Consider the following 24,011-nt stretch of genomic DNA (forward strand, 5'->3'; position numbering starts at 1 on the left):
TGCGGGAAGGACCATCCCCATGGCCAGCATCGTCGGCACAGCGACCAGCACCCCCGTCCGCCTGCAGAGCAGTGACCAGAGCCCGGACGAGTTGCTGGCCACCATGGCCGCGACCCCGGCCGACGACCCGCGCCGCCCGGCGCTGCGGGACCACGTCATCGAGGCGTGGTTGCCACTCGCCCGGCACCTGGCCCGCCGCTACACCGGGCGGGGCGCCGCCGACGAGGACCTGACCCAGACCGCTTCGGTCGGGCTCATCAAGGCCGTCGACAACTTCGACCCCAGCCGGGGCATCGACTTCACCGGGTACGCCATCCCCACCATCATCGGCGAGATCAAGCGGTACTTCCGGGACCGCACCTGGGCGGTGCGCGTGCCCCGCCGCCTCCAGGAGCTACGCCTGTCGATCAGCGCGGCGAACAGCACCCTGACCCAGACCCTCGGTCGTTCGCCGACAGTGGCCGACATCGCGTCCCACCTCGACCTCTCCGAGGAGACCGTCCTGGAGGGGCTGGAGGGCGCCCGCGCCTACCGGACCACGTCGCTCTCCACCCCCATCGGGGCCGACGGCGACCGGGAACTCGCGGACACCCTCGGCGGCGACGACCACGAGTTCGACCTCGTCGAGATCCGGGTCGCCCTCGGTCCGGCCCTCGCCACGCTGCCCGAGCGGGAACGCGAGATCCTGAGCCTGCGCTTCCACGGCAACCTGACCCAGGCCCAGATCGCCGACCAGGTCGGCGTCTCGCAGATGCACGTCTCCCGACTGATCACTCGATCGCTGGCCACGCTGCGCCGCCACCTCTCCGACGACGGCGTCTCCTGAGACCGCTCAGAGCTGCACGACGCGACCCACCCGCGGCGGCGTCCGGCCCGCGAGCACGTCGAGCCACGCCTCCCGGAGCGCCTCCGGGCCCACCCCCACCTGGACGTCGAGCCAACCCCCCACGACAGCGGTGAACCGTCGCCACGCCTCGGTGAACCGTTGGTCGAGCCCGTCGCGGCCCCAGTCCCGGCTGCGCTTACGCATCTGGACCGGCGCGAAGAACACCTCCTCGGCGGTGTCGGCGTTCGGGGTCTGGTTGGTGAGCCCGACGGCGATGTCCCGGACGAGCCGGTCGCCGAGGTGCCGGCGCAGGGCGGCACGGGTCGCGGGCGCGCCGGACAGGTCGAGGTAGACGGTCGGGACGACGTCGAGAGCGTCGATGTCGTCGTACGAGACGACCTCGTCGTAGCAGCCCAGCGACCGGGTGAAGGCCAGGTTGCCGGGCGACGTCAGCCCGACCAGGCGTGGCCCGCGACCGCGCGACTCGAACGCGGCGGCGTACGCCGTCTTGCTCGACGCCGATGACACGAGCAGCGATTCGGCGCCGTAGAAGTCGTTGTCGGCAACCTGGTCGGCCAGCATGAACGAGGTGAAGAACAGCGGCCGGAACAGGATCAGCAGATCCTCCTGGTCGGGCTGGTACGCCGGGTCACCGCCGATCGACCGGTACGCGTTGTACGGCGACGGCAACTCGGCCCGGTGCGGGCTCGCGTCGCGGAAGCCGGAGGTGTCCACCCGGTCGGGACGCACCAGCAGGTGACCCGCGGGCGGCAGGTATCCGTAGACCCGCTGCCCCACCTCGACCCCGGCGACCGTCGAGGCGACCACCTCGGCGAAACCCCAGAGCGGTGGCAGGCCCCACTGCGGCCCGAGCCCTCGCGAGGCCGGCGGGAAGAACTCCCAGTAGCGCATCGCGTCGCCGAGCACCGCGTACGTCACGTTGTTGGCGGTGACACCGACGCGGTCCACCCGCAACACCGCCTCGCCGTCGGCCGCGACCGGTGCGGCGCCATCGACGAGCGTGGTCTGCCCGAGGTCGTCACGCGTCACGGCGAAGGTCCAGGAATCGGCCATGAGGTGACGCTAGACACGACCACGAGAGGAGACAAGTGCACTGGGAGTGCAAAATCCCACTCGGTGCACCGCCCGCCTTGGCCGCCGCGTACCCCAGGGTGCCCGCGCCCGGACGACCCCGTGCCGACGCTGACCGGCCGCGCTCACTCCAGCGGGTGGAGGCGGGCCGGATCGCCGGGCCGCAGGCTGTCCGGGGCGTCGTCGGCGGTGCTGGCGGCGATCGAGCCGAGCAGAGCCAACGAGCGGGCGGACTCCGTACCGGGCTCGGCGTGGTAGATCACCAACAGCTGCCCGTCGGCGCCCGCGACCGCCAGCTTGTCGCAGTACAGGTCGAGGTCACCCACCTCCGGATGGTGGAGCCGGCTGACCACGCCCTCGCGACGACGCACCTCGTGACGTGCCCACAACCGGCGAAAGCAGTCGCTCTTGATCGACAACTCCCCCACCAGCGCCGCCAGCCGTGGATCGTCGGCATCTCCGGCCGAGTCGGCACGCATCTGCCCCACCACGCTCTGCATCGCCTGCCGCCAGTCCCGGAACAGGTCCTGCTCGGCCTGGTCGAGGAAGACCGCGCGGAGTCGGTTGGCCCCCGGGGCGAGATTCGGCGAGAGTGCCCTCGCCATCGGGTTCGAGGCCAGGATGTCGAGGTAGCGGTTCTGCACGAACGCCGGCATGGGGAGCTGCCGCAGCAGGTGCAGGATGCTGGCCGGCACCCGCTCGACGGCCGGCCGGGCCGCCCGACGCGAACGCACCCGGGTCAACCCGATCATGTACGCGGTCGCCTCCGGGTCCAACCGCAGCACCCCGGCGAGGGCATCGAGGACCTGCACCGAGGGATGCCGCTCGCGCCCCTGCTCCAATCGCAGGTAGTAGTCGGCGCTGATGCCCGCCAGCATCGCCACCTCCTCCCGCCGCAGCCCCGGCACCCGGCGCAGACCCACGCCCGGACCGAGCCCCACGTCCTCGGGTCGAATCTGCTCCCGGCGGGCACGCAGGAAGTCACCGAGCTGGTTGGTCGCGTCCATGCCCTCGACGGTAGGCCGCTTCGCCGACCGGTGACTGGTCGTGTCACTACCAGGAACAACTCGCCCTGCCGGCCGAACGGCCACCGGCGCACAGTCACAGCTGACCACTGCGATGACGGATCGAGGACGACATGAGCGAAAACCTTCCCGGCGGCCCGCTGACCCTGGCCGACGGCCTCACCCTGAGCCGGATGGGTTACGGGGCGATGCAGTTGGCCGGCCCCAGGGCCTTCGGTCCGCCCCGTGACCGCGAGCGCGCCCTCGCCGTGCTCCGCGAGGCCGTCGACCTGGGTGTCCGGCACATCGACACCAGCGACTTCTACGGCCCGGTGGTGGTCAACGAGCTGATCCGGGAGGCGCTGCACCCGTACCCCGAAGATCTGCACCTGGTCACCAAGGTCGGCGCGCGGCGCGGCGACGACGGCTCCTGGATCCCGTCGCTGGACCCGGCGGACCTGAAGGCCCAGGTCCAGGAGAATCTCCGACACCTCGGCCTGGATGTCCTCGACGTGGTCAACCTGCGGGTGGGCATGTCGGAGAGCACCACTGACGCGCCCCTCGGTGAGCAGTTCGCCGCGCTGGCGGAGCTGCGGCAGCAGGGCCTGATCCGGCACCTCGGGCTCAGCGGCGTCACGCCGAACCAGCTCACCGAGGCCCAGGCCATCGCGCCCGTGGTCACCGTGCAGAACCTCTACAACCTCGCCAACCGACAGGACGACGCCCTCGTCGACAGGTGCGCGGCGGAGAACATCGCGTTCGCCGCGTTCTTCCCGCTCGGCGGGTTCACGCCGTTGCAGTCCGACACGCTCAGCGGCGTGGCCGCCCGGATGGGCGCCTCACCACAGCAGGTCGCCCTGGCCTGGCTGCTTCAGCGCTCCCCCACCACCGTGCTGATCCCCGGTACGTCGAGCGTGGCGCACCTGCGGGAGAACGTCGCCGCCGCCGATCTCGAACTGCCCCCAGACGCGATCGAGGAGCTGGACGCGGTCGTCGCCTAGCGTGTGTCAAAGTCCTCGGTCGAGCCGAGGCGGAGTCCAGGCGGCGATCCGACCCGGCGTTGCGGCCCGGGTTCGTCGCAGGCGGGCCGCCCTCAGGAAACCGGTCCCCGGTGCTCGTGGGGTCGGTTGCGGATCAGGGTGAGTGCGAGCACGGCGGTGGCGAGGAACACGATGCCGTTGATCCGCAGACCGGCCTGGACGCCGGCGGTCAGCGCCTCGGCCAGCGCCGACCGGACCGGGTCGGGAAGCGGCTGATCGCCCGTTGCGCCGGCGGCCACCGCCGTCTGCACCGCCGTCCGGGTCGGCTCGCCCACCTGGTGAGCGGCGAGCCGGTCCGGCAGGTCGGCCAGCATCGTGGTGGTGAGCAGCGTCCCCAGCAGGGACGAGCCGATCACCGAGCCCACCTGGCGGGCGGCGTTGACCGCGCCGGAGGCCATTCCCGCCTGCGCGGGTGCGACGCTGGCCAACGCCGCCGCCGTGGCCGGGGCCACCACCAGGGCGCTGGCCGCGCCGAACAGCGCGAGCAGCGGCCAACGCTGGCTGAACGGGGTTGTCGGGCCCTGGGCGGCCAGCCCGAAGCTGGCCAGGGCACCGAGGACGAGACCGGCGGTGAGGGGTGCCTTGAATCCGGTGCGGCGGACCAGCCGCCCCGCGCCGAATGCCGCGACCGCGTAGACACCGAAGAGCGCCAGCATCCGCCAGCCGGTGTCCAGTGGGCTGAGTGCCTGCGCGCGCTCGTGGAACAGGACCAGCAGGATCGCCACGCCGGTGAAGCCGAACAACGACACCGCCGCGACGACCATGACGGCGCTGAACGAACCGGACCGGAACAGGCGTACGTCGAGCATCGGCGCACTGGCCCGCAACTCGACCAGCACGAACCCGACGAGCGCGACAGCCGCGACCATCCAGGCGACCGCCATCACCGGGCTGGTGTAACCGTCCTTGCCGCCCTGGATCATCGCGAAGACGGCTGCGGCGATGGCGACGGTGCCGAGCAGCAGGCCGGGTACGTCGAGTCGGGCCGCGACCGGCCGGGACTCGGTCACCCCGATGGCGGCGATGACGAGGGTGATCACGCCGAGCGCGATCGCCGACAGGTAGACGCTGTGCCACTGGTAGTGCCGCAGCAGCGCACCGGCGATGAGCGGGCCGATCGCGAGCCCGATGCCGGAGGCCGCCGACCACGCGGTGATGACCTCGGTACGACGGTGCGGGTCGGTGAAGGTCGCGCCGAGGATCGCGAGGCTGTTGGGCAGGATCAGGGCTCCGCCGAGGCCGGCGACCAACTGCCCGACGATCACCCAGGCCACGGTGGGGGCACTGGCCACCACGGCACTACCGACGATCATGGCGATGACGCCGGCACCGAACATGCGCCGACGTCCGTAGCGGTTGCCGAGCGTGGCGGCGGACAGCACCATGCTCGCCACGACCAGCGTGTAGGCACTGGGGATCCAGATCACAGTGGTGGGGTCGATCCGTAGGTCGCGCTGGATCGTCGTCAGGGCGGAGACCGTCGCGGTGATCTGCAGGAACGTGATCATCGAGCCCAGGCACATGGCGATCAGGATCACCGGGCGGGAGCCGCGGACCGACGGCCGCACGGTGGCTGGCGCGGCTGTTGTGTTGGTGGTGGTCACTGGCATCCTCACTGCTGGTGGGTCTGACTTGCGTATGCATAAGCCAGCAGCGCCCCAGTGAAGCACCTGGCTAGCCCCTACGCAAGTCAGGTAGGCTGGAGCACATGGAAGACCTACGAGACGATCGCGACTCCTGGTCGACTGCGAACTGCTCGGTGGCCCGGGCGATGGACATCGTGGGCAGCAGGTCGACGGTCCTGGTCATGCGTGAGGCGCTGCTCGGCACGCGCCGCTTCGACGACTTCGTTCGCCGCGTCGGCGTCGGCGAACCCGCCATGGCCGCCCGACTCAAGGAAATGGTCGCCGCCAACCTGCTCGAACGAATCCCCTACCGAGAGCCGGGGCAGCGCACCCGCCACGAGTACCAACTCACCCGCAAGGGCCGCGAACTGCTGCCCGTGATCACCGCGCTGCGCAACTGGGGCGACACCTGGGCTGCCGACGAAGCCGGCCCCTCCGTCACCTCCACCCACCGCGACTGCGGAGAACCGGTCCGCGCAGTGCTCCGCTGCGCAGCCGGCCACGACGTGGAGAGCGGCGACATCGACGTCACCGCCGGGCCGGGAGCGATCCGACGCGACTGACGCGGCGGCGGGGCCGCAGCAGATGGTGACTGCCGACGCTCGACTGTCGTAGCCACGAGGCTGGGGGATGGCTCGCCCTCCGATGCTGACAAGCTGATCGGATGCGTCGGATCGAAGCGGAATGGGTGCGTCGGCTCCCGGATCTGCAACTGGATCGCGTGCTCGCGCCGCCGTCGCTGGGGCCGGTGGTCAGATACCACCTACTCGACCGAACGGTAAGCGTGCTGGACGAGCAGTTGCAGCCGATCAAGCGGCTGTCCTTGGACGTGCCGCCCACCGCGAAGCTTCTCACCGCAAGTCCGGACCTGGCGATCGTCGTCATGACCGACAGCCGTCGGGTCATCATCATGGCCGCAGGCCGACACATCCCCGTCGAGATTCCGGCGGCCGATTCCGCCACACTGCTGCCGGACAGCCGCCTGCTGGTCACCGCGCCGACACTCGAACGGCTTGAACACAAGGGCCGCGAGTACGACGCCAAGGGAGAGCACCTGGTTTTCCTGGTGGATCCAGGCTCGGGAGCCGTTCTGGACCAGGCCGTTCTCGATGCGGTCGATGCCAGCATGACCACGGTGCCCCATCCGCACGATGGATCGGTGGTCCTGGACGCGGCGATGGGTCAGGACGGCGCTTTGATCTATGTCGCTCAGGTGCTTAACGACAGGATCACGGTGCAGCTCATCGCTGAGAACGTCATCGCGGCGGACTTCGCACCGTCCGGAGACCGTCTACTGCTCATGCCTCACCCCAGCTTCGACAACAAGGTATCCGTCCTGGAGTGGCCAAGCCGGCGTCCCCTCGCTCAGCGCCACGCGGACGATCTGGCGATCGACGACTTCGCATTCGACCTGTACGGATCGGTGCAACTCTTGCCGGAACGCGGCGAGGTCCCCGGCCGCACTCACCGGCCGGGTCTCGGGCACACTGATCATCGGCAGCCCTTGGTTGTGAGCGTTCTTCCCTAGACAAGAGGAATGATCACCCAAGGGCTGTCCTGATGATCTGCCGGGGTCGATACCTCTGCCCCACGGCTTAAAGATCAAGCTAGCAGCGAGCCTGGGCGTTGCGCCACGATGGCAGCCGTTTCGGCGACTGGGGATGCGGCAGGCACGCGGTGCATCCGATCGATGTTCCGGGGCGCAGACCCTGCCGAGGTCGTTGGGTCGCGTGCTGCGCAATCGGCCACGTAACCGCGACACCGCATTGATCATGACGACTGAAAGTGTCGTACACCTGTTCTAGTCTCTGGTCATGGTCGAGGAGTTGGCGCAGGCAGACGACGCGGTCGCCGCCTGCGTCGACGCGGCCGCCTGGCCTCTCACCGAGCATGAACTGATCGCGGCGCTCGACGCCGCGCACCGCCTGCAGCAACGCCTCGCCGCCGTCACCCTGACCCTGGTCCGTGAGATCGACGGGCGCGGCACCGCCCGCGCCCACGGCGCCTCCACCACCGCCGTGTGGCTACGCGAACGACTGCGGATGACCGTTCCCGCCGCCCGCCGCCTGGTCGACCTCGCCACCACCCTGGACACCGGCAACCCCGCCATCCGACACGCGCTGGCCGACGGCACCATCACCCAGGACCAGGCCCGCGTCATCGCCGACACGGCCGCCACCGTGACGGTGACGGCGGGCGCCGAAGTGGCCGAGAAGGCCGTCGGCGCGCTGGTCGAGTGGGCCGGGCAGTTCGACCCCACCCTGCTGCGTCGGATGGGCACCCGGATCCTCGACCACGTCGCGCCCGATCTCGCCGACGCCGCCGCAGCAGCTGCCCTCGCCGCCGAGGACGCCCGCGCCACCCGCGACCGACACCTCACCCTGTCCGCGCAGACCGACGGGCGCCTGCGGCTCACCGGCACGCTCGACGCCGAAACCGCAGGTCTGCTACGCGCCGCCATCGACCCGCTCAGCGCACCCGCCGGGCCCGACGATGGGCGATCCCCCGGGCAACGCCGCCACGACGCCCTCGCCGACGTGTGCCGCCTCGCCCTGCACACCGGCGACCTACCCGAGCACGGCGGCGACCGCGCCCAGATCGTCATCACCACCGACTACGACACACTGACCCGGCAACTAGGCTCCGGGACGCTCGACATCGGTGTGCGGCTCACCCCCGACACCGTGCGCCGGCTGGCCTGCGACGCCACCATCCTGCCCGCCGTCCTCGGCGGCACGAGCCAGGTCCTCGACGTCGGTCGACAACGCCGACTCATCACCGGCCCACTGCGGCGAGCCCTGGTGCTCCGCGACGGCGGATGCGCCTTCCCCGGCTGCGACCGACCACCACGCTGGTGCGCCGCCCACCACATCCACCACTGGGCCGACGGCGGCCCCACCAACCTCGACAACGCCGTCCTGCTCTGCGGCCACCATCACCGACATATCCACCACAGGGAGTGGACGGTACGGCTCAGTGACGACGGGCACCCCGAGTTCATCCCGCCCGCCTGGCTCGACCCCGACCAACTACCGCGCCGCAACCACTACCACCGACGGACGTAGGCCGATCGTCGATCGGCCGGATCTCACGAACCGGCGTCCAGCTCGGCCGACCTACGCAGCCGCGTGGTCGGCGGGATCAGGGTGCCGCCAGCGGCCAGCCACGCAGCAGCGCTGGCACGTCGGCGTGCCGAGCGGTCGGGCACCTCGCCAGAGCCCTCGAAACAGCGGCGGGCGCGGGCGGCACCTCGGCAGCGGGCGCGGGATGCGCCTCGGCAGCGGGCGCGGGCGGCGCCTCGGCAGCGGGCGCGGGCGGCACCTCGGCAGCGGGCGTTGGGCGACTGTCGGCGGCGTCAGGTCGCTGCCGACCGCCAGGCACGGACCAGCGCTGACACGTCGGGGTATCGAGTGGTCGGCGCCGCTCTGGTTGCCCGGTCCACGACGCGGCGCTGATCGTCGTTGCCCCGCCAGCCTTCCGCAGAGTCGAGAAGGTGGTGCAGGGTACGGCCGAGCAGGTGAACGGTGGTCCGCTCGTCGATCGCGGCAGCACGAACGAACTCCTCCGGCGCCATGTAACGGCGAGAGCCGGGCAGGCGGTCGGCGTCGAGGACGAACGGCCCAGGGCGGTATTCGTCGAGCTCGATCAGCCGCATCCGTCCGATGGAGAAGTCATACAGGAAGCAGCCGTCGTACAGGTCGACGGCGACGAACCCGGCGGCGCTGACGGCGAGATGAGCGTCGAGGATCGCGTCGAGCGCCGCCTCGACCTGCGGGACCGGCAGTTGCTGGAAGCGGGCCAGCCCGCTGCGGTCGGTGCCGCGCGCCGTGGCGTGGTTCAGGGCGCTGCCGTCGTACCAGGGGTAGACGAGCGTCAGGCCGGCCGGCCCGTCGACTGTCCGCATCGGACGAACGATCACCGGGTGGCGGACTGCGGCGTGTAACGCGCGGGCTCGTTCGAGGGACGCCCGGCCCGCAGTGGTGGTGGCCGTCTTGACGAACCAGCGCCGGCTCGCCTCTTCGACGCCGTGGCGGCGGCGCTCACCGCCGTGCTCACCCTGGCCGAGAGCGGCGTCGCACTGGTCGAGGTCTCGCTCACCAGCGCCGACGCGCTCGACGTCATCCGGCGCGCCCGGGCGGCCCTCGGGTCCGACTACGCCCTGGGCGCGGGCACCGTGCTCAGCGCCGAGGACGCCCGCGCGGCGGCCGACGCGGGCGCTGGTTTCCTGGTCACCCCGGCGCTCGCGCCGAGTCTCGCCGAAGGCGGCCGACTCGGGCTGCCGGTCCTCGCCGGTGCACTCACCCCCACCGAAGTGGTGCAGGCCGACAGCGGCGGGGCCACCGCGATCAAACTCTTCCCGGCGTCCCTCGGTGGGCCCGACTACCTCGGCACGCTGCGCGACCCGTTCCCCGGCACCGCGTTCGTACCGGTCGGTGGGGTCGACGCGGACGGCGCACGACGCTACCTGGACCGGGGCGCGCTCGCGGTCGGGGTCGGCTCCCCCCTGCTCGGCGACGCCGTCCGCGGTGGCGACCCGGCGGCGCTGCGCGAGCGCGCCGCCGCCTTCCTCGCGGCGGTGCGTTGATGACCGACGTGCTCACGCTCGGCGAGACGATGGCGGCGTTCCGCACCACCGGCCCGCTGCGGCTGGGCGGCACCGCCGGGATCTCCGTCGCCGGTTCCGAGTCGAACGTGGCGATCGGGCTGGCCCGGCTCGGCCACCGGGCTGCCTGGGTCGGTGTCACCGGCGCCGACGAGCCCGGTGAGCTGGTCCGTCGTACGCTGCGCGCGGAGGGCGTCGACCTGAGCTGGTCCCGGATCGATCCGACCGCTCCGACCGGGCTGATCCTCTTCGAGAACCGGGTCGCCGACATCAACCGGGTCACCTACCACCGCACCGGATCCGCCGGCTCCCGGCTGCGCCCGGCCGACGTGACAGGTGCCTTCGACGCGGCCGGGTCACCGCCCCGGCTGCTGCACGTCACCGGCATCACCTGCGCGCTCGGCGTCGACCCGTACCAGGCGGTGGTGGAGGCCGTGCGACGCGCCCGCGCGGCCGGCAGCACCGTCTGCCTGGACGTCAACCACCGGCAGCGACTCTGGTCGGTCGCCGAGGCCGCCACCGCGCTGCGGCCGCTGCTGCCCTCGATCGACCTGGTGGTCGCCTCCGACGACGAACTGGCCGTGCTGACCGACGCCACCGACCCGGCCACGGCGTTGCTCTCCGCCGGGGTGACCGAGGTCGTCGTCAAGCACGGGGCCGGAGGGGCGACCAGCCACAGCGCGACCGGCACCGTGCACCGTCCGGCTCGGACGGTGCCGGTGGTGGACACCGTCGGGGCGGGCGACGCCTTCGTGGCCGGGCTGCTCTCCGGGTGGCTCGACGGTGACGACGTCCCGACCCGACTGGACCGGGCCGTCACCACCGGGGCGTTCGCGGTCGCCAGCCGGGGCGACTGGGAGGGCCTGCCCGATCGGGCGGAACTGACGCTGCTGAACCACGAGCCGGGCGGTACGGTCCGCTGACCGGGTGGCGGGCAATCCGGCCCGCCCGCCGCCGCCCCCGCAGATCCCCCTTGGAGGAGCGAGATGGAGCTGACCGAGCCGACCGTCTGGAGCACCGACCGGTTGGAGCTGGGCGAAGGGCTGCGCTGGGTCGACGACCGCCTGGTCCTCGTCGACCTGCTGGCCGGACGACTGCTGGAGACCGACGGCGACGCCCCCTCCCCGCTCCGGGAGGTGCGCCGAGTCGACGTTCCGCTCGGCGCGGTCGCTCCGGTGGCCGGCCGTCCCGGTGACTGGCTGGCCGCCGCCGGGACCGGCCTCACCCTGCTGCCCGCCACCGGCGACAGCCGACCGGTCGCCGACCTGGTCGGTGACGCACCCGAGCCCACCCGGATGAACGACGCGGTCGCCGACCCGCACGGCCACTTCTGGGCCGGCAGCATGACGTACGCGGCGCTGCCCGGCCAGGGCACGCTGTTCCGGCTCACTTCGGGCGCGGCGCCGGTGGCCGCGGTGACCGGTCTGACCATCCCGAACGGGCCGGCGTTCGACGCCACCGGCACCACCATGTACCTGGCCGACACGCCGCGCGGCGAGATCGACCGGTTCACCGTCGACCCGGCGACCGGGGAGCTGAGCGGGCGGGAGCCGTTCCTGCGGCTGTCCCAGGCCGACGGCGGCCCGGACGGCATGACCGTCGACGCCGCCGGTCACCTCTGGATCGCGCTGTGGGGCGGCTCGGCGGTGCGCCGATACCGACCGGACGGCACCCTGGAGCAGGAGATCCGGCTACCGGCGAAGCAGCCGGCCGGGATCTGCCTGGGCGGCCCCGACCTGCGCAGACTCTTCATCGGGACCGCCCGCGTCGGGTTGACCACGCCCGGCGCGGAGGACGGAGCACTGCTCGCCGTGGACGTGCCGGTCCCCGGCCTACCCGCCGCCCGGGCCGCCGCACCCGTGGCCTGACGGCCCGGCTCCCGGCTCCCGCCGCCCCTTCCCGGCCTCCCCGCCCGCGACGCATACCGGACGTCCGGGCGGGAATAGCAGCGGTGACGAGGAACAACCGGCGGACCGGTAGGGGGCGGACGATGAGCACCATGGGGTGGGCGTCATGAGCGGGCCGGTCGGCGACGAGCCGGTCGGCGAGTTGGAGCTGGTGCACACCTTCACCGGCCCGATGCCGACCGGGGTGAGCGTCTCGCACTCCGGTCGGATCTTCGTCAACTTCCCCAAGTGGGGCGACGAGGTGCCGGCCACCGTCGTCGAACTGCGCGACGGTCAGGAGGTGCCCTACCCCGACCAGGCGTGGAACGACCCGTCCGGCGACGACGACGCGGGCGCGTTCGTGTCGGTGCAGAGCATCGTGGTCGACCCGGCCGACCGGCTCTGGGTGCTGGACACCGGCAGCCCGATGTTCCAGCCCACCAAGCCGGGTGGCCCGAAGCTGGTCCGGGTCGACCTGGACACCGACACGGTCGCGCAGGTGATCACCTTCCCGGCGGACGTGGCGCTGCCGACGACGTACCTCAACGACGTCCGCTTCGACCTGCGCCGCGGGGAGTCCGGCGTCGCGTACATCACCGACTCGGCCGACTCCGGGCCGAACGGGATCATCGTGGTGGACCTGGCCAGCGGGGCGTCCTGGCGGCGGCTGCACGACCACCCGTCCACCAAGGCGGAGCCGTTGACGACGTTCCGGCCGGTGGTGGAGGGTCGACCGTTCCTCGAACGACCCGCGGACGGGCCGCCGAAGCCGGTCGGGATGGGTTCCGACGGCATCGCGATCTCCGCCGACGGCAGCCGGCTCCACTACTGCCCGCTGGCGTCCCGACGCTGGTACAGCGTCTCCACCGAAGCGTTGGCCGACCCGGGCGTGACCCAGGAGGCGGCCGCCGCCACGGTCGTCGACGAGGGCGACAAGGGCACCGCGTCGGACGGGTTGGAGAGCGACGACGCGGGTCGGTTCTACCTCACCTCGTACGAGCACAACGCGGTGCTGCGCCGACTGCCGGACGGCGAGTACGAGACGCTGGTCCACGATCCGCGACTGCTCTGGCCGGACACCATGTCGGTGGCCGCCGACGGGCACCTCTACGTCACCGCCAACCAACTGCACCGGCAGCCGCAGTACCAGCGTGGTCAGGACCTGCGGCGCAAGCCGTACGCGCTGTTCCGCACCCGCATCGACGCCGGCCCGGTGCTGCTCCGCCGCTGAGCACCGGTGCTCTCAGCGTGCTCAGGCGGGCAGGACGCGGTCCAGGAGGTCGAAGAGGGCGACCCAGTGCCGCTCGGTGGCCTGCTCGTCGTACATCGGGGTGTCGGCCATGGTGAACCCGTGGTGGGCGCCCTCGTAGACCTCGGAGCGGTAGCGCACCCCCGCGGCGTCGAGCGCCTTCTCCAGCGTGGCGATCTGCTCGGGTGTCATCGACTGGTCGGCGTCGGCGTGCCCGAAGTACACCTCGCCGGTGATCGAGCCGACGCCCAGGTGCGGGCTGTCCGGCGCGTCGGTGACGATCCGCCCGCCGTGGAAGCTGGCGACGGCCGCGATGCGGTCCGGGTGTGCCTCGATGGCCCGCAACGCGTTCGTGCCGCCCATGCAGTATCCGGTGATCGCCACCGGGCCCGGCCGGACGTCGTCGCGGGCCGCCAGGAAGTCCAGGTAGGCGGCGGTGTCCCGGCTGACCACCTCGGGGGTCAGCGCGCCGATCAGCGGCATGATCTGCGCGAACAGAGCACCACGCTGGTCGGCCTCACCCAGGCGGGACAGGTCGAACAGCGGCGCCCGGCCGCCCCGGTAGAAGAGGTGCGGCGTCAGCACCAGGTAATTCTGGGCGGCGATCCGCTCGGCCATCTCCACCAGGCGCGGGCGCGGCCCGAAGGCGTCCATGAAGAGCAGCACCGCCGGGAACGGCCCGTCGCCGTCCGGTCGGCTCACTGACGCGTCCGCGACCCCGTCGTCGGTCGGGATGTCCACCGTCGTCGTCCGCACCGCGCCTCCTCGTACACCGATCTTGGTCCGTCCCGACGCTACTCGCCGTGTCGGCGTGCCCGACCGGCAGCCGCGTGAACGCGGCGTCAAGAAAGGGCGGTGGCCCGTCGAAACGGCGTATCGGCGGGTGCTCCGCCTTCGTGCGGTGGTGACGATGGGTCCATGAGTCCTTGGCGGATGACGCGCTGGGAACGCGGGGACACGCCACCCCACGCCCACAGCGACCTCGGTGACCCCGCTACCAGCGACGACGGGCCGCAGCGGCGGCATGAGGCGCTGGTCAGCGTGCGGCTCGGCCCGTCCGCGCCCGGCAGTCACCTGGTGGAGTACCTGCGACACGAACCGTGCGCTGTCGACGCGTGGTGGATAGCCGCCGACGTCGACGCCGTGATCCGCCTCTCCGCCGACAGCATGACAGTGCTGCACCGCGCCGTGGCCGACCTGCGCCTTCGCGCCGGGGTGGAGGTGGCGGAGGCCAACTACATCCTGCGCGCGCTCGACCTGGGCGCGCCGGCGGACCCGCGTACCCCGGAGTGGGCGGGGTCCGCCGCATGAGCCGCGCAGCCGGTGCCCGCCGGATCGTGGTGGGAGTCGACAGGTCGTTCGCCGGTATGCAGGCGTTGCGCCGCGCGATACAGCTGGCCCGCCGCGAGGGCGCGCAGGTGGACGCGATCCGCGCGTGGGTCTTCGCCCCGACGTGGCGGCCCGGCACGCTGACCTGGCGGTGGCAGGACGAGTGCGACCGGGCGGCAGTGGTCTACCTGCGCGGCGTGTTCGACGCGGCGCTCGGCGGGATCCCCCGGGACGTGACAGTGCGGCTGGTGGCGACCCAGGGGTACGCCGGGCAGGTACTCGTCGACCACGCGTGCCGGGAGTCGGACCTGCTGGTCGTCGGCAGCCCGCAGCGCGGCCGGTTCGGCCGGTCCCGCGGCCACGTCACCCGGTACTGCGTGACGCATGCCGCCGTGCCGGTCGTCGCGGTGCCCGCGCCGTCCTGGGCGCGGGCCGCGACGATCCGCCGCTTCGCCAGCGACCTCGAACGATTCAGCCGATGACCGCCGCAGTGGCGGCACAACCCGAGGACGCCACCTCAGCGGCACGTGTGGAAAGGACAGAACCGACAATGGCCGAGGGCCCGATAATCTACGCCGTTCCGGTGCGTGACCTGCCGGGACGGATGGTGCGGACGGTACGGACCGGTCGTTCGCCGCAGGGGCAGCGAGTGGGAATCGCCTTCACCCGGCCCGAGCTGCTCGTCACCGCGATGGGCACGGATCAGCCGTGGGAGGAGCTCTGCGAGTCGGCGCTGCGCGGCATGTTGCGTCCGCTCGGCATCGACGTGATCCAGGTCGACCCGTTGCTGGTGGCACCACCGCTGGACCCGAGGACCGCCGCCCGGCCCGAGACCGCCGCCCAACCGGCCGGTCAGGCGCGGACGAAGCGCACCGCGTCGGCGATCACGTGGCCGTTGGTGTCCTCGGTGCGGATCAGCACGCTCCCGTCGGTGCCCGCCGTGAACGGGTAGGTGCCCAGCGGCACCCACTGGCCCCCGGACTGCCGCTGGTCGACGGTCCGGGTGGTCAGCCCGCCGGAGTACGCGATGTCCACCGGCACATTGCTCGCCCGGTTGGGGTCGGCGGTCCAGCGCAGGTGCACGGTCCACGATCCGGAGGTGGGCAGTGTCGGGCGGAACCGCAGTCGGTTGACGCCCTTGGCAGTGTTGCCGTCGTGCTCGTAGTCCGGGCCGTAGTAGCCGCCGATGCTGGTGCTGCGCAGCCACGTACCGGCCCGGGTGATTCCGCTGGCCGCCGCGTTGTCCAGGATCACCTCGCTCGTCGATCCCCATTCCAGCACCGCTCCGTCCTGGCGCAGCCGGGCCTGGAGAGCGGGCACGGACACGGCCTGCACGGCGACGTTCCCGGCGAGCGCCAGCGACGCGGCAGTGGCGGCGGCCTGCCCGAGGATCATGAACACGGGTTCCATCCGGATCGACCCGTACGCGATGTGGCTCGCCGACAGGCAGACCGGCACCAGCAGGTTGGCGCACTGCGCCTGGTGCGGCACGATCGCCCGGTAGCTCACCGGGTACGGCGCCGGCACGCTGATCTGCACGTCCCCCTCGTTGCGGACCTTTCCGTCGACCACCACCCGCTGACAGTTGTGCGAGTCCATCGTGTAGCTGGCCAGGCCCACCGAGTCCACCGCGCGTACCCGGCCCCGGCAGTCGGCCTCGGTCATCACGTACGCGGAGACCATCCGGCGGGCCTCGCGGATGTAGAGCAGCGGCGGCCAGCCACCGGTGCCGGTGAACTCGTCGACCGGCAACCCCCACCGGACGGTCGACTCACACACCGACGCGGGCAGCCGCGAATCGTTGGCCAGGAACCACATCAGCCCCTGCTGGTAGCTGCGGTGCTCGGCGATGATGCTCTCCCGTACCGCCCAACTCGCCGTCGGGTACGCGTGGTTGAAGCCGATGTGGTCGGTGGAGACCGCGCCGTTGTTGTTGGAGTCGGTCTTCCCACCGCCGATCGAGTGGGTGGTGAAGTACGGCCCGGTGTAGCCCGCCTGGATGTGGCGCAGCAGCAGCTCGTACCGGATCGGGTCGTAGTCGGACGGCCTGCCGAACGGGATCCGGTTGGCCGCCTGGGTGAGGCACATCCGGAAGCAGTACGCCTGGATCCGGTCGTCGCCGCTGCCCTGCGGGGCGAGCGGGGTGGCCGAGATCCCCGGCAGCAGACCGCTCGCGGGCGAGCCGGCCGTCACATACGGGTCGACGGGGTGGACGAACTGGTGGGTGTTACGGGACTGCACCCCGTTGATCGTCTCGCCGTAGGTGTCGTTGGACTCCCGCCCGACGGTGAACCCGACCCCGGCCATGGCCAGCAGGTCACCCTCGTAGGTGGCGTCGACGAACACGCCACCGCGGTAGACCGACCCGTCATCGGTGCGCAGCTCGGTGATCCGGTTGCCGGTGCGGCCGAGGCTGGCCAGCCGGGCGTCGACGACCACCGCAACACCGGCCTCGGCCAGCATCTCCGCGAAGACGGCGGTGGCGACGCGCGGTTCGAAGGTCATCCGCAGCGGGGACGTCGGTGTGAGGGTTCCGCCGTGGTACTTCACGTACACCCTGCGGTAGAACTCGGCGGCCAGCCCGCCGATGGACGCCTGGACCCCGGTGTCGGTGGCCCCGAGCCCGGCGGTGCTCAGCCCGCCGACGTGGCTGGTGGGCTCGACCACGACGGCGGTGTGGCCGAGCCGGCGCATGGTGATCGCGGCGGCCAGCCCGCCGGAGGTGGCGCCGTAGACGACCAGGTCGGCGGTGGTGACGGCGGCTCGGGCGGGACCGGCCCGGAACGGGTCGGAGAGACCGGCCAGGACGAGGCCGGCACCGCCGGCGGTCAGCAGTCGACGGCGGGACAGGGGCACTGACACGACGAACTCCCAGGGGGTAACCGGAGGGGACGGTTACAGAAGCACGCCGCTGCCGCTGCGAACGAAATTCTTCAATCTCTGCCGGCGGGTGTCAACGGGTCAGGGGCGGTAGCGGTAGCCCATTCCCGGTTCGGTGATGAGGTGCCGGGGGCGGGCCGGGTCGTCTTCCAGCTTGCGCCGGAGCTGGGCCAGGTACTGCCGCAGGTAGTTGGTCTCGTTCTGGTACTCCGGCCCCCACACGTCCTGGAGGAGCTGACGCTGGCTGACCAGCTTGCCGGGGTGACGCAGCAGCTTCTCCAGCACGCTCCACTGGGTGGGGGTCAGCTTCACCTCGGTGCCGTCGTCGCGCCGCACACTGTGGTCGGCCAGGTCGACGGTGTGCTGGCCGATCCGCAGCGCCGGCACCGACTCGCTGGGCGCGCCGAGCCGCCGGGTGACGGCGCGGATGCGGGCCAGCAGCTCCTCCACGCCGAACGGCTTCGTGACGTAGTCGTCGGCGCCTGCGTCGAGCGCCGCGACCTTGTCCTCGCTGCCGGCCCGACCGGAGAGCACGATGATCGGCACGGCGGTCCATCCGCGCAGGCCGCGGATCACCTCCACGCCGTCGATGTCGGGCAGCCCGAGGTCGAGCACCACCAGGTCGGGTGGGTGGCTGGCGGCGGCCTTCAATGCGGCGGCCCCGGTCGCGGCGACGTCCACGTCGTACCGGCGGGCGCGCAGGTTGATCCGCAGGGCGCGCAGGATCTGCGGTTCGTCGTCGACGACCAGGATGCGGGTCATTCCTGCGGCCCCTCCGAGCTGGTCTGCGCGGCGGCCGGCAGCCGCAGCACCATGGTGAGCCCACCGCCCGGTGTGGTCTCCGGGGTGATGCTGCCACCCATCGCCTCGGCCAACCCCCTCGACAGGGCGAGACCGAGACCGACGCCGGTCTGGTTGTCCCGGTCACCGAGGCGTTGGAACGGCAGGAAGACGTGCTCCCACTGGTCCTCCGGGATGCCCGGCCCCCGGTCGATCACCCGCAGCTCCACCTGGCCGGCGTGTGCGCTGGCGGTGATCGTCGGTGGCTGGTCCGGCGGACTGTAGCGCAGCGCGTTGGCGACGACGTTGACCAGCACGCGTTCCAGCAGGCCCGGGTCCGCGGTGGCGGCCGGCAGGTCGGCCGGGATGTCGGTGCCGACGGTCGCGGCCGCCGGGCCGAGTTCGTCAAGCGCCAGGGGTACGGCGTCCTCCAGGCCGATCGCGGTCGGCGAGATGCCCAGGACACCGGCCTGGAGCCGGCTCATGTCGAGCAGGTTGCCGACCAGCCGGGCGAGCCGGTCCAGCGACTCCTCGGCGGTCTCCAGCAGCTCCTCGCGGTCGGACTCGTCGAACTCGATGTCGTGGCTGCGCAGACTGGTCACCGCCGCCTTCGCCGACGCCAGCGGCGTACGCAGGTCGTGGCTGACCGCCGCGAGCAGCGCCGTGCGCATCCGGTCCGCCTCGGCGAGGGGCCGCGCGGTGGCGGCCTCCTCGGCGAGCCGTTCCTGACGCAGCGCGACGGCGGCCTGGGCGGCGAACGCCTCGACGATGCGCCGGTCGGCAGCCTCCAGCCGTCGACCGCAGAGCACGACGGTGATCCGGTCGTCGACCGGTACCGTCGTCTCGCCGCCCTCGGGCGTGCAGGGCGGCTGATCGCCGACGCTGGCCACGACGCCCCAGGCGTGCTCCTCGCGGGCCCGGTCGGGGCGGCCGCTGGCGTCCTCGGCCAACTCCAGCACGCTCACCGCGCGCAGCCCGAACGTCTCCCGGAGCTGGTCCAGCAGGGCGGTCAGGGTGCGTTCGCCGCGTAGTACGCCACCGGCGACGGCCGCGAGGGTCTGGGCGTCGGCGGCGGCCCGCGCGGCCTCCCGGGTACGCCGGGCCGCGACGTCGACGATCCAGCTGACCGCCAGCGCCACACCCACGAAGACGGCCAGGGCGAGCAGATTGTCGGCCTCGGCGATGGTCAGCGTGCGGTAGGGCGGGGTGAAGAACCAGTTGAGCAGCAACGACCCGCCGAGCGCGGCGACCAGGGCCGGCCACACCCCGCCGACCAGCGCGACCCCGACCACGCCGGCGAGGAACAGCAGAATGTCGTTGGTCAATGTCAGGTCGGGCAGGGTCTTCAGCAGCACCGTGAGCAGCGGCATGCCCAGTACGGCCAGGCCGAAGCCGAGCAGCCGGCGCCGGCGGGACAGCGCTGCGGGCACGGCCCCCGCCCGGCGGCCCTTACCGGCCTCCTTGTGGGTGACGAGGTGCACGTCGATCGCCCCGGACAGCGCGGTGGTGGTCACCCCGACACCCCGGGCGAAGATCTGCGCGAGTCGGCCCCGTCGGCTGGCGCCGAGCACCAACTGGGTGGCGTTGACGCCTCGGGCGAAGTCCAGCAACGCGGCCGGCACGTCGGTGCCGAGCACCTGGTGGTACGTGCCGCCCAGACTCTCCACGAGGACCCGCTGGCGGGCCAACTGGGCCGGGTCGGCGCCGGCCAGGCCGTCGCTGCGGGCCACGTGCACGGCGAGCAGGTCGGCACCCTTGCTGCGGGCCGCGACCCGGGCCGCCCGGCGGATCAGCGTCTCGCCCTCCGGGCCCCCGGTCAGCGCGACGACGACCCGTTCCCGGGCCTCCCAGGTGGCGGCGATGCCCTGCTGGCTGCGGTAGCGGTCGAGCTGTTCGTCGACCTTGTCGGCCAGCCAGAGCAGCGCCAGCTCGCGCAGCGCGGTGAGGTTGCCGACCCGGAAGTAGTTGCCCAACGCGGCGTCGATCTTGTCGGGTCGGTAGATGTTGCCGTGCGCCATCCGCCGGCGCAGCGCCTCCGGGGTCATGTCGACCAGCTCGACCTGCTCGGCGGCGCGGACGATCTCGTCCGGCACGGTCTCCCGCTGGGTGGTGCCGGTGATCTGCGCGACGACGTCGTTCACCGACTCCAGGTGCTGCACGTTGACAGTGGACAGCACGTCGATGCCAGCGTCGAGCAACTCCTGGACGTCCTGCCAGCGCTTGTCGTGCCGGGAGCCCGGAACGTTGGTGTGCGCCAACTCGTCGACGACAGCGATCTCGGGTCGGCGGGCCAGCACCGCGTCCAGGTCCATCTCGGTGAACTCCGCGCCCCGGTACTCCATCGTGCGGCGGGGCACCTGCTCCAGATCACCGAGCATCGCGGCGGTGTGCTGGCGGCCGTGGGTCTCCACGAAACCGATCACCACGTCGCTGCCGCGCGCGGCCCGCCGCTGGGCCTCCTCCAACATGGCGTACGTCTTGCCGACGCCCGGGGCGGCTCCGAGATAGATGCGCAGTTCTCCGCGTGGCACGGGACCATCCTCCCTGGTCAGAGTGGCGGGCGGGGCGTGCCGGTCGGCACGCCCCGCCCGCGAGGGTGCTCAGCGCGCGGCGAACTGCTTGTCGAGGGCGAGGTTGAGTTCCAGCACGTTGACCCCGGGCTGACCCATGAACCCGAGCCCACGGCCGTCGGTGTGCTCCTTGACCAGCTTGCGGACCGCCGCCGGATCCGCGCCACGCTCCCGCGCGACCCGGTTCACCTGCAACTCGGCGTACGCCGGGCTGATCTGCGGGTCGAGGCCGCTGGCGCTGGCGGTGACCGCGTCGGCGGGCACCACCGGGTCGGCCGGCGCGTCACCCCGGATCGGGGTGACCACCCCACCGGCGGCCACGTAGTCCTCGCCGGGCTGGGCCAACTCCACCGTGACGCCCTGGTACGAGGCGACGAACGGGGTGGCCGGGGCGACCTGGTTGACGCTGACCACCCGGGTGACCGGGCCGGTCAAACCGTCGGCGCGGAAGACGGCGAGTACGGCGCCCACCCCGTCGTCGGTACAGAAGGGGCGTCGACCGTCCACACCGTCGAGTTCGCCGACGGCCTTGCTGCGCCCGCAGACCTGGGTGAGCAGGCTCTCGCTGGACTCCTCCGGGTCGGTGGCGATGGTGTCGACGACGCTCTCCGGGCCCAGGTTGCTGGCTGCGGTGGAGGTCGGGTCGTACCCGTCGCCGGCGGCGGAGGGGCGGGACTGGAAGTAGCGGGCGATCGGGTTGCCGTCGGCGTCGGTGAAGGACTGGCCGATCAGCGAGCTCCCGACGGTGGTGCCGTTCACGGTGATCAGCGAACCGTCGGCCTTGTGGTTCAGGCCGGGCAGTTGACCGACCGCGACCAGGGCCAGCGGGTAGACCAGGCCGAGCAGCACAGTGAAGACGAGTACGGCGCGCAGCGCGGCGAGGTGTTGGGCGATCCAGGTGGGTAGGCGCATCACGAAATCCCCGGGATGAACTGGATGAGCAGGTCGATGAGCTTGATCCCGATGAACGGCACGATGATGCCGCCCAGGCCGTACACCAGGAGGTTGCGGCTGAGCAGCTTCGACGCGGCGGCGGGCCGGTACCGCACGCCGCGCAGGGCGAGCGGGATCAGCGCGATGATCACCAGGGCGTTGAAGATGACGGCGGACAGGATCGCCGACTCCGGGCTGGCGAGCCGCATGATGTTCAGCGCGTCCAGGCTCGGGTACAGGCCGGCGAACATGGCCGGGATGATCGCGAAGTACTTCGCGATGTCGTTGGAGATGCTGAACGTCGTCAGCGCTCCACGGGTGATCAGCAACTGCTTGCCGATCTCCACGATCTCGATCAGCTTGGTCGGGTCGGAGTCGAGGTCGACCATGTTGCCGGCCTCCTTGGCGGCCGACGTACCGGTGTTCATCGCCACGCCGACGTCGGCCTGGGCGAGCGCCGGGGCGTCGTTGGTGCCGTCACCGGTCATCGCGACCAGCCGGCCGCCCTCCTGCTCCCGCTTGATCAGCGCGAGCTTGTCCTCCGGTGTCGCCTCCGCCAGGAAGTCGTCCACCCCGGCCTCGTCGGCGATCGCCTTCGCGGTACGCGGGTTGTCGCCGGTGATCATCACGGTGCGGATGCCCATCCGGCGCATCTCGTCGAACCGCTCCCGCATGCCGGACTTGACCACGTCCTTGAGGTGGATGACGCCCAGGGCGCGGGCGGGTTGACCGTCGACGTGCTCGGCGACGACGAGCGGGGTGCCGCCGGTGCCGCTGATCGCGTCCACGATCTCGCCGACCTGCTCGGTCGGGTGGCCGCCGTTCTCGCGTACCCACTTCATCACCGCGGCGGCGGCGCCCTTGCGGACCCGGCGGGCCGTGCCCACCGCGCCGCCGTCCACGCTGCCGTCCGGGGTGAGGTCGACGCCGCTCATCCGGGTCTGCGCGGTGAAGGGTACGAACGTGGCGTGCGGCATGACGCCGGGCTCGCGCTCACGCAGCCCGAACTCGTTCTTCGCCAGGACGACCACCGAGCGCCCCTCCGGGGTCTCGTCGGCCAGGCTGGACAGCTGTGCGGCGTCGGCCACCGTCGCGGCGTCGACCCCCTCGACCGGGACGAACTCGGCGGCCTGCCGGTTGCCCAGGGTGATGGTGCCGGTCTTGTCCAGCAGCAGGGTGTTGACGTCGCCGGCTGCCTCGACGGCCCGTCCGCTCATGGCCAGCACGTTGCGCTGGACGAGGCGGTCCATGCCGGCGATGCCGATGGCCGAGAGCAGCGCCCCGATGGTGGTGGGGATCAGGCAGACCAGCAGCGAGATCAGCACGACCCCGGTGACACCGGAGTCGGTGATCGCCCCACTGTCCGGCGCGGCCGCCTGGTACGCCTTGGAGAAGATCGCCAGCGGCTGGAGGGTGACCACGGCCAGCAGGAAGATGACCGTGAGCGCGGCGAGCAGGATGTTCAGCGCGATCTCGTTCGGCGTCTTCTGGCGGTTGGCGCCCTCGACCAGAGCGATCATCCGGTCGATGAAGCTCTCTCCGGGCTTCTGGGTGATCTTGACGATGATCCGGTCGGAGAGCACCTTGGTGCCACCGGTGACCGCACTGCGGTCGCCGCCGGACTCCCGGATGACCGGGGCCGACTCGCCGGTGATGGCCGACTCGTCGACACTGGCGATGCCCTCGACGATGTCCCCGTCGCCGGGGATGATGCCGCCCGCCTCGACGAGCACGACGTCACCCTGACGCAGTTCCGGCGCGGGCACCGCCTCGTCGCGGTAGGTGTTGGCGCGCGCGCCGGGCTTCCAGTCGATCAGGCGGGTGGCGATGGTGTCCTTCTTCGCCTGCCGCAGCGTCGCGGCCTGCGCCTTGCCCCGGCCCTCGGCGACCGCCTCGGCCAGGTTGGCGAAGATCACTGTCAGCCAGAGCCAGACGGTGATCGCCCAGGCGAACACCGACGGGTCGGTCACCGCCAGGACGGTGGTGAAGGCCGCACCGACCTCCACGATCAGCATCACCGGGTTACGCCACAGCGTGGTCGGGTTGAGCTTGCGTACCGCGTCCGGGAGGGACCGGATGAGCTGCTTGGGGTCGAGCAGACCCCCGCCGATCCGGTTGCCCTGGGTGGCCGGGGTGCCGGCGGTCGGTTGCTCGTCGGTCCCGGATGTCACAGAGGTGACGGACATGTCCTCGT

Annotated in this window: 22 protein-coding genes; 12 read left to right on the plus strand and 10 right to left on the minus strand. The window is 71.9% G+C overall.

Translation table 11 applies throughout. The features are described 5' to 3' along the window. Positions 1 to 103 precede the first annotated feature (103 nt). Positions 104 to 826, plus strand: coding sequence for an RNA polymerase sigma factor SigF (locus tag O7617_RS09240; RefSeq protein WP_282264685.1), 723 nt, complete (start codon positions 104 to 106; stop codon positions 824 to 826). A gap of 6 nt (positions 827 to 832) precedes the next feature. On the opposite strand, the gene O7617_RS09245 is transcribed toward O7617_RS09240, so the two are convergent. Together O7617_RS09245 and O7617_RS09250 are read right to left on the minus strand one after the other, a co-directional pair. Beyond that, the gene (locus O7617_RS09245) at positions 833 to 1,900 is read right to left on the minus strand and encodes a DUF2855 family protein (protein ID WP_282262842.1); all 1,068 of its coding nucleotides are present in this window, start codon (positions 1,898 to 1,900) and stop codon (positions 833 to 835) included. Positions 1,901 to 2,043: 143 nt separating this feature from the next. Further along, positions 2,044 to 2,925 (minus strand): helix-turn-helix transcriptional regulator, encoded by an 882-nt coding sequence (locus O7617_RS09250; RefSeq protein WP_282262844.1) that lies wholly within the window; start codon positions 2,923 to 2,925, stop codon positions 2,044 to 2,046. 131 nt (positions 2,926 to 3,056) lie between these two features. On the opposite strand from O7617_RS09250, the gene O7617_RS09255 reads away from it, so the two are divergent. After that, the gene (locus O7617_RS09255) at positions 3,057 to 3,923 is read left to right on the plus strand and encodes an oxidoreductase (protein WP_282262845.1); all 867 of its coding nucleotides are present in this window, start codon (positions 3,057 to 3,059) and stop codon (positions 3,921 to 3,923) included. 92 nt (positions 3,924 to 4,015) lie between these two features. Here the strand turns inward: O7617_RS09255 and O7617_RS09260 are convergent, their stop codons facing one another. Next, positions 4,016 to 5,566 (minus strand): MFS transporter, encoded by a 1,551-nt coding sequence (locus O7617_RS09260; protein ID WP_282262846.1) that lies wholly within the window; start codon positions 5,564 to 5,566, stop codon positions 4,016 to 4,018. Positions 5,567 to 5,670: 104 nt separating this feature from the next. Here O7617_RS09260 and O7617_RS09265 point away from each other — a divergent pair, with 104 nt between their 5' ends. The 3 genes from O7617_RS09265 to O7617_RS09275 all read left to right on the plus strand — a co-directional run bounded on the left by O7617_RS09265 (position 5,671) and on the right by O7617_RS09275 (position 8,652). Then, positions 5,671 to 6,150 carry a helix-turn-helix domain-containing protein gene (locus O7617_RS09265; RefSeq protein WP_282262848.1) on the plus strand — a complete coding sequence of 160 codons (480 nt, stop codon included), beginning with the start codon at positions 5,671 to 5,673 and terminating at the stop codon, positions 6,148 to 6,150. Between the two features lie 101 nt (positions 6,151 to 6,251). Further along, on the plus strand, positions 6,252 to 7,115 hold the full coding sequence (locus O7617_RS09270; protein ID WP_282262849.1) for a hypothetical protein: 864 nt from the start codon (positions 6,252 to 6,254) through the stop codon (positions 7,113 to 7,115). 286 nt (positions 7,116 to 7,401) lie between these two features. After that, the gene (locus O7617_RS09275) at positions 7,402 to 8,652 is read left to right on the plus strand and encodes an HNH endonuclease signature motif containing protein (RefSeq protein WP_282262850.1); all 1,251 of its coding nucleotides are present in this window, start codon (positions 7,402 to 7,404) and stop codon (positions 8,650 to 8,652) included. Positions 8,653 to 8,942: 290 nt separating this feature from the next. On the opposite strand, the gene O7617_RS09280 is transcribed toward O7617_RS09275, so the two are convergent. Continuing rightward, on the minus strand, positions 8,943 to 9,491 hold the full coding sequence (locus O7617_RS09280) for a serine/threonine protein kinase (protein WP_282262853.1): 549 nt from the start codon (positions 9,489 to 9,491) through the stop codon (positions 8,943 to 8,945). Between the two features lie 123 nt (positions 9,492 to 9,614). Here O7617_RS09280 and O7617_RS09285 point away from each other — a divergent pair, with 123 nt between their 5' ends. From O7617_RS09285 to O7617_RS09300, 4 genes are all read left to right on the plus strand, one after another. Further along, positions 9,615 to 10,172 (plus strand): bifunctional 4-hydroxy-2-oxoglutarate aldolase/2-dehydro-3-deoxy-phosphogluconate aldolase, encoded by a 558-nt coding sequence (locus O7617_RS09285; protein WP_282262854.1) that lies wholly within the window; start codon positions 9,615 to 9,617, stop codon positions 10,170 to 10,172. Next, positions 10,172 to 11,113 carry a sugar kinase gene (locus O7617_RS09290; protein ID WP_282262855.1) on the plus strand — a complete coding sequence of 314 codons (942 nt, stop codon included), beginning with the start codon at positions 10,172 to 10,174 and terminating at the stop codon, positions 11,111 to 11,113. The genes O7617_RS09285 and O7617_RS09290 overlap by 1 nt, the downstream gene beginning before the upstream one ends. Before the next feature lie 63 nt (positions 11,114 to 11,176). Beyond that, the gene (locus O7617_RS09295) at positions 11,177 to 12,058 is read left to right on the plus strand and encodes an SMP-30/gluconolactonase/LRE family protein (protein ID WP_282262856.1); all 882 of its coding nucleotides are present in this window, start codon (positions 11,177 to 11,179) and stop codon (positions 12,056 to 12,058) included. A 145-nt stretch (positions 12,059 to 12,203) separates the two neighbouring features. Further along, the gene (locus O7617_RS09300) at positions 12,204 to 13,307 is read left to right on the plus strand and encodes an L-dopachrome tautomerase-related protein (RefSeq protein WP_282262857.1); all 1,104 of its coding nucleotides are present in this window, start codon (positions 12,204 to 12,206) and stop codon (positions 13,305 to 13,307) included. 21 nt (positions 13,308 to 13,328) lie between these two features. On the opposite strand, the gene O7617_RS09305 is transcribed toward O7617_RS09300, so the two are convergent. Continuing rightward, a complete protein-coding gene (locus O7617_RS09305; RefSeq protein WP_282262858.1) occupies positions 13,329 to 14,081 on the minus strand; it encodes a dienelactone hydrolase family protein in 753 nt (250 codons plus the stop codon). A gap of 162 nt (positions 14,082 to 14,243) precedes the next feature. On the opposite strand from O7617_RS09305, the gene O7617_RS09310 reads away from it, so the two are divergent. The 3 genes from O7617_RS09310 (at position 14,244) to O7617_RS09320 (ending at position 15,606) form a co-directional block, all read left to right on the plus strand. Then, positions 14,244 to 14,636 carry a hypothetical protein gene (locus O7617_RS09310; RefSeq protein ID WP_282262859.1) on the plus strand — a complete coding sequence of 131 codons (393 nt, stop codon included), beginning with the start codon at positions 14,244 to 14,246 and terminating at the stop codon, positions 14,634 to 14,636. Continuing rightward, positions 14,633 to 15,136 (plus strand): universal stress protein, encoded by a 504-nt coding sequence (locus O7617_RS09315; RefSeq protein WP_282262860.1) that lies wholly within the window; start codon positions 14,633 to 14,635, stop codon positions 15,134 to 15,136. Before O7617_RS09310 ends, O7617_RS09315 begins: the two co-directional genes overlap by 4 nt. Before the next feature lie 101 nt (positions 15,137 to 15,237). Continuing rightward, on the plus strand, positions 15,238 to 15,606 hold the full coding sequence (locus tag O7617_RS09320; protein WP_282262861.1) for an SAV_915 family protein: 369 nt from the start codon (positions 15,238 to 15,240) through the stop codon (positions 15,604 to 15,606). Here O7617_RS09320 and O7617_RS09325 read toward each other — a convergent pair. From O7617_RS09325 to kdpB, 5 genes are all read right to left on the minus strand, one after another. Next, positions 15,507 to 17,516, minus strand: coding sequence for an FAD-dependent oxidoreductase (locus O7617_RS09325; RefSeq protein WP_282262862.1), 2,010 nt, complete (start codon positions 17,514 to 17,516; stop codon positions 15,507 to 15,509). The genes O7617_RS09320 and O7617_RS09325 overlap by 100 nt on opposite strands. Positions 17,517 to 17,615: 99 nt before the next feature. Further along, a complete protein-coding gene (locus tag O7617_RS09330; RefSeq protein WP_145786085.1) occupies positions 17,616 to 18,296 on the minus strand; it encodes a response regulator in 681 nt (226 codons plus the stop codon). Continuing rightward, positions 18,293 to 20,845, minus strand: coding sequence for a DUF4118 domain-containing protein (locus O7617_RS09335; RefSeq protein ID WP_282262863.1), 2,553 nt, complete (start codon positions 20,843 to 20,845; stop codon positions 18,293 to 18,295). The genes O7617_RS09330 and O7617_RS09335 overlap by 4 nt, the downstream gene beginning before the upstream one ends. A gap of 69 nt (positions 20,846 to 20,914) precedes the next feature. Next, positions 20,915 to 21,796, minus strand: a complete 882-nt coding sequence (locus tag O7617_RS09340; RefSeq protein WP_282262864.1) for a potassium-transporting ATPase subunit C — start codon at positions 21,794 to 21,796, stop codon at positions 20,915 to 20,917. Then, positions 21,796 to 24,003: a potassium-transporting ATPase subunit KdpB gene (gene kdpB / locus O7617_RS09345; RefSeq protein WP_282262865.1), complete on the minus strand. Its 2,208-nt coding sequence runs from the start codon at positions 24,001 to 24,003 to the stop codon at positions 21,796 to 21,798. Before kdpB ends, O7617_RS09340 begins: the two co-directional genes overlap by 1 nt. Positions 24,004 to 24,011 lie beyond the last annotated feature (8 nt).

The sequence above is a fragment of the Micromonospora sp. WMMD1155 genome (genome assembly GCF_029581275.1).
In the GTDB taxonomy this organism is placed as follows: Bacteria; Actinomycetota; Actinomycetes; order Mycobacteriales; family Micromonosporaceae; genus Micromonospora.

Coding starts and splice junctions, on each gene's coding strand:
- O7617_RS09240 (WP_282264685.1), top strand. CDS start 104: ATGGCCGCGACCCCGGCCGACGACCCGCGCCGCCCGGCGCTGCGGGAC.
- O7617_RS09245 (WP_282262842.1), bottom strand. CDS start 1,900: ATGGCCGATTCCTGGACCTTCGCCGTGACGCGTGACGACCTCGGGCAG.
- O7617_RS09250 (WP_282262844.1), bottom strand. CDS start 2,925: ATGGACGCGACCAACCAGCTCGGTGACTTCCTGCGTGCCCGCCGGGAG.
- O7617_RS09255 (WP_282262845.1), top strand. CDS start 3,057: ATGAGCGAAAACCTTCCCGGCGGCCCGCTGACCCTGGCCGACGGCCTC.
- O7617_RS09265 (WP_282262848.1), top strand. CDS start 5,671: ATGGAAGACCTACGAGACGATCGCGACTCCTGGTCGACTGCGAACTGC.
- O7617_RS09270 (WP_282262849.1), top strand. CDS start 6,252: ATGCGTCGGATCGAAGCGGAATGGGTGCGTCGGCTCCCGGATCTGCAA.
- O7617_RS09275 (WP_282262850.1), top strand. CDS start 7,402: ATGGTCGAGGAGTTGGCGCAGGCAGACGACGCGGTCGCCGCCTGCGTC.
- O7617_RS09280 (WP_282262853.1), bottom strand. CDS start 9,491: ATGCGGACAGTCGACGGGCCGGCCGGCCTGACGCTCGTCTACCCCTGG.
- O7617_RS09290 (WP_282262855.1), top strand. CDS start 10,172: ATGACCGACGTGCTCACGCTCGGCGAGACGATGGCGGCGTTCCGCACC.
- O7617_RS09295 (WP_282262856.1), top strand. CDS start 11,177: ATGGAGCTGACCGAGCCGACCGTCTGGAGCACCGACCGGTTGGAGCTG.
- O7617_RS09300 (WP_282262857.1), top strand. CDS start 12,204: ATGAGCGGGCCGGTCGGCGACGAGCCGGTCGGCGAGTTGGAGCTGGTG.
- O7617_RS09310 (WP_282262859.1), top strand. CDS start 14,244: ATGAGTCCTTGGCGGATGACGCGCTGGGAACGCGGGGACACGCCACCC.
- O7617_RS09315 (WP_282262860.1), top strand. CDS start 14,633: ATGAGCCGCGCAGCCGGTGCCCGCCGGATCGTGGTGGGAGTCGACAGG.
- O7617_RS09330 (WP_145786085.1), bottom strand. CDS start 18,296: ATGACCCGCATCCTGGTCGTCGACGACGAACCGCAGATCCTGCGCGCC.
- O7617_RS09340 (WP_282262864.1), bottom strand. CDS start 21,796: ATGCGCCTACCCACCTGGATCGCCCAACACCTCGCCGCGCTGCGCGCC.
- kdpB (WP_282262865.1), bottom strand. CDS start 24,003: ATGTCCGTCACCTCTGTGACATCCGGGACCGACGAGCAACCGACCGCC.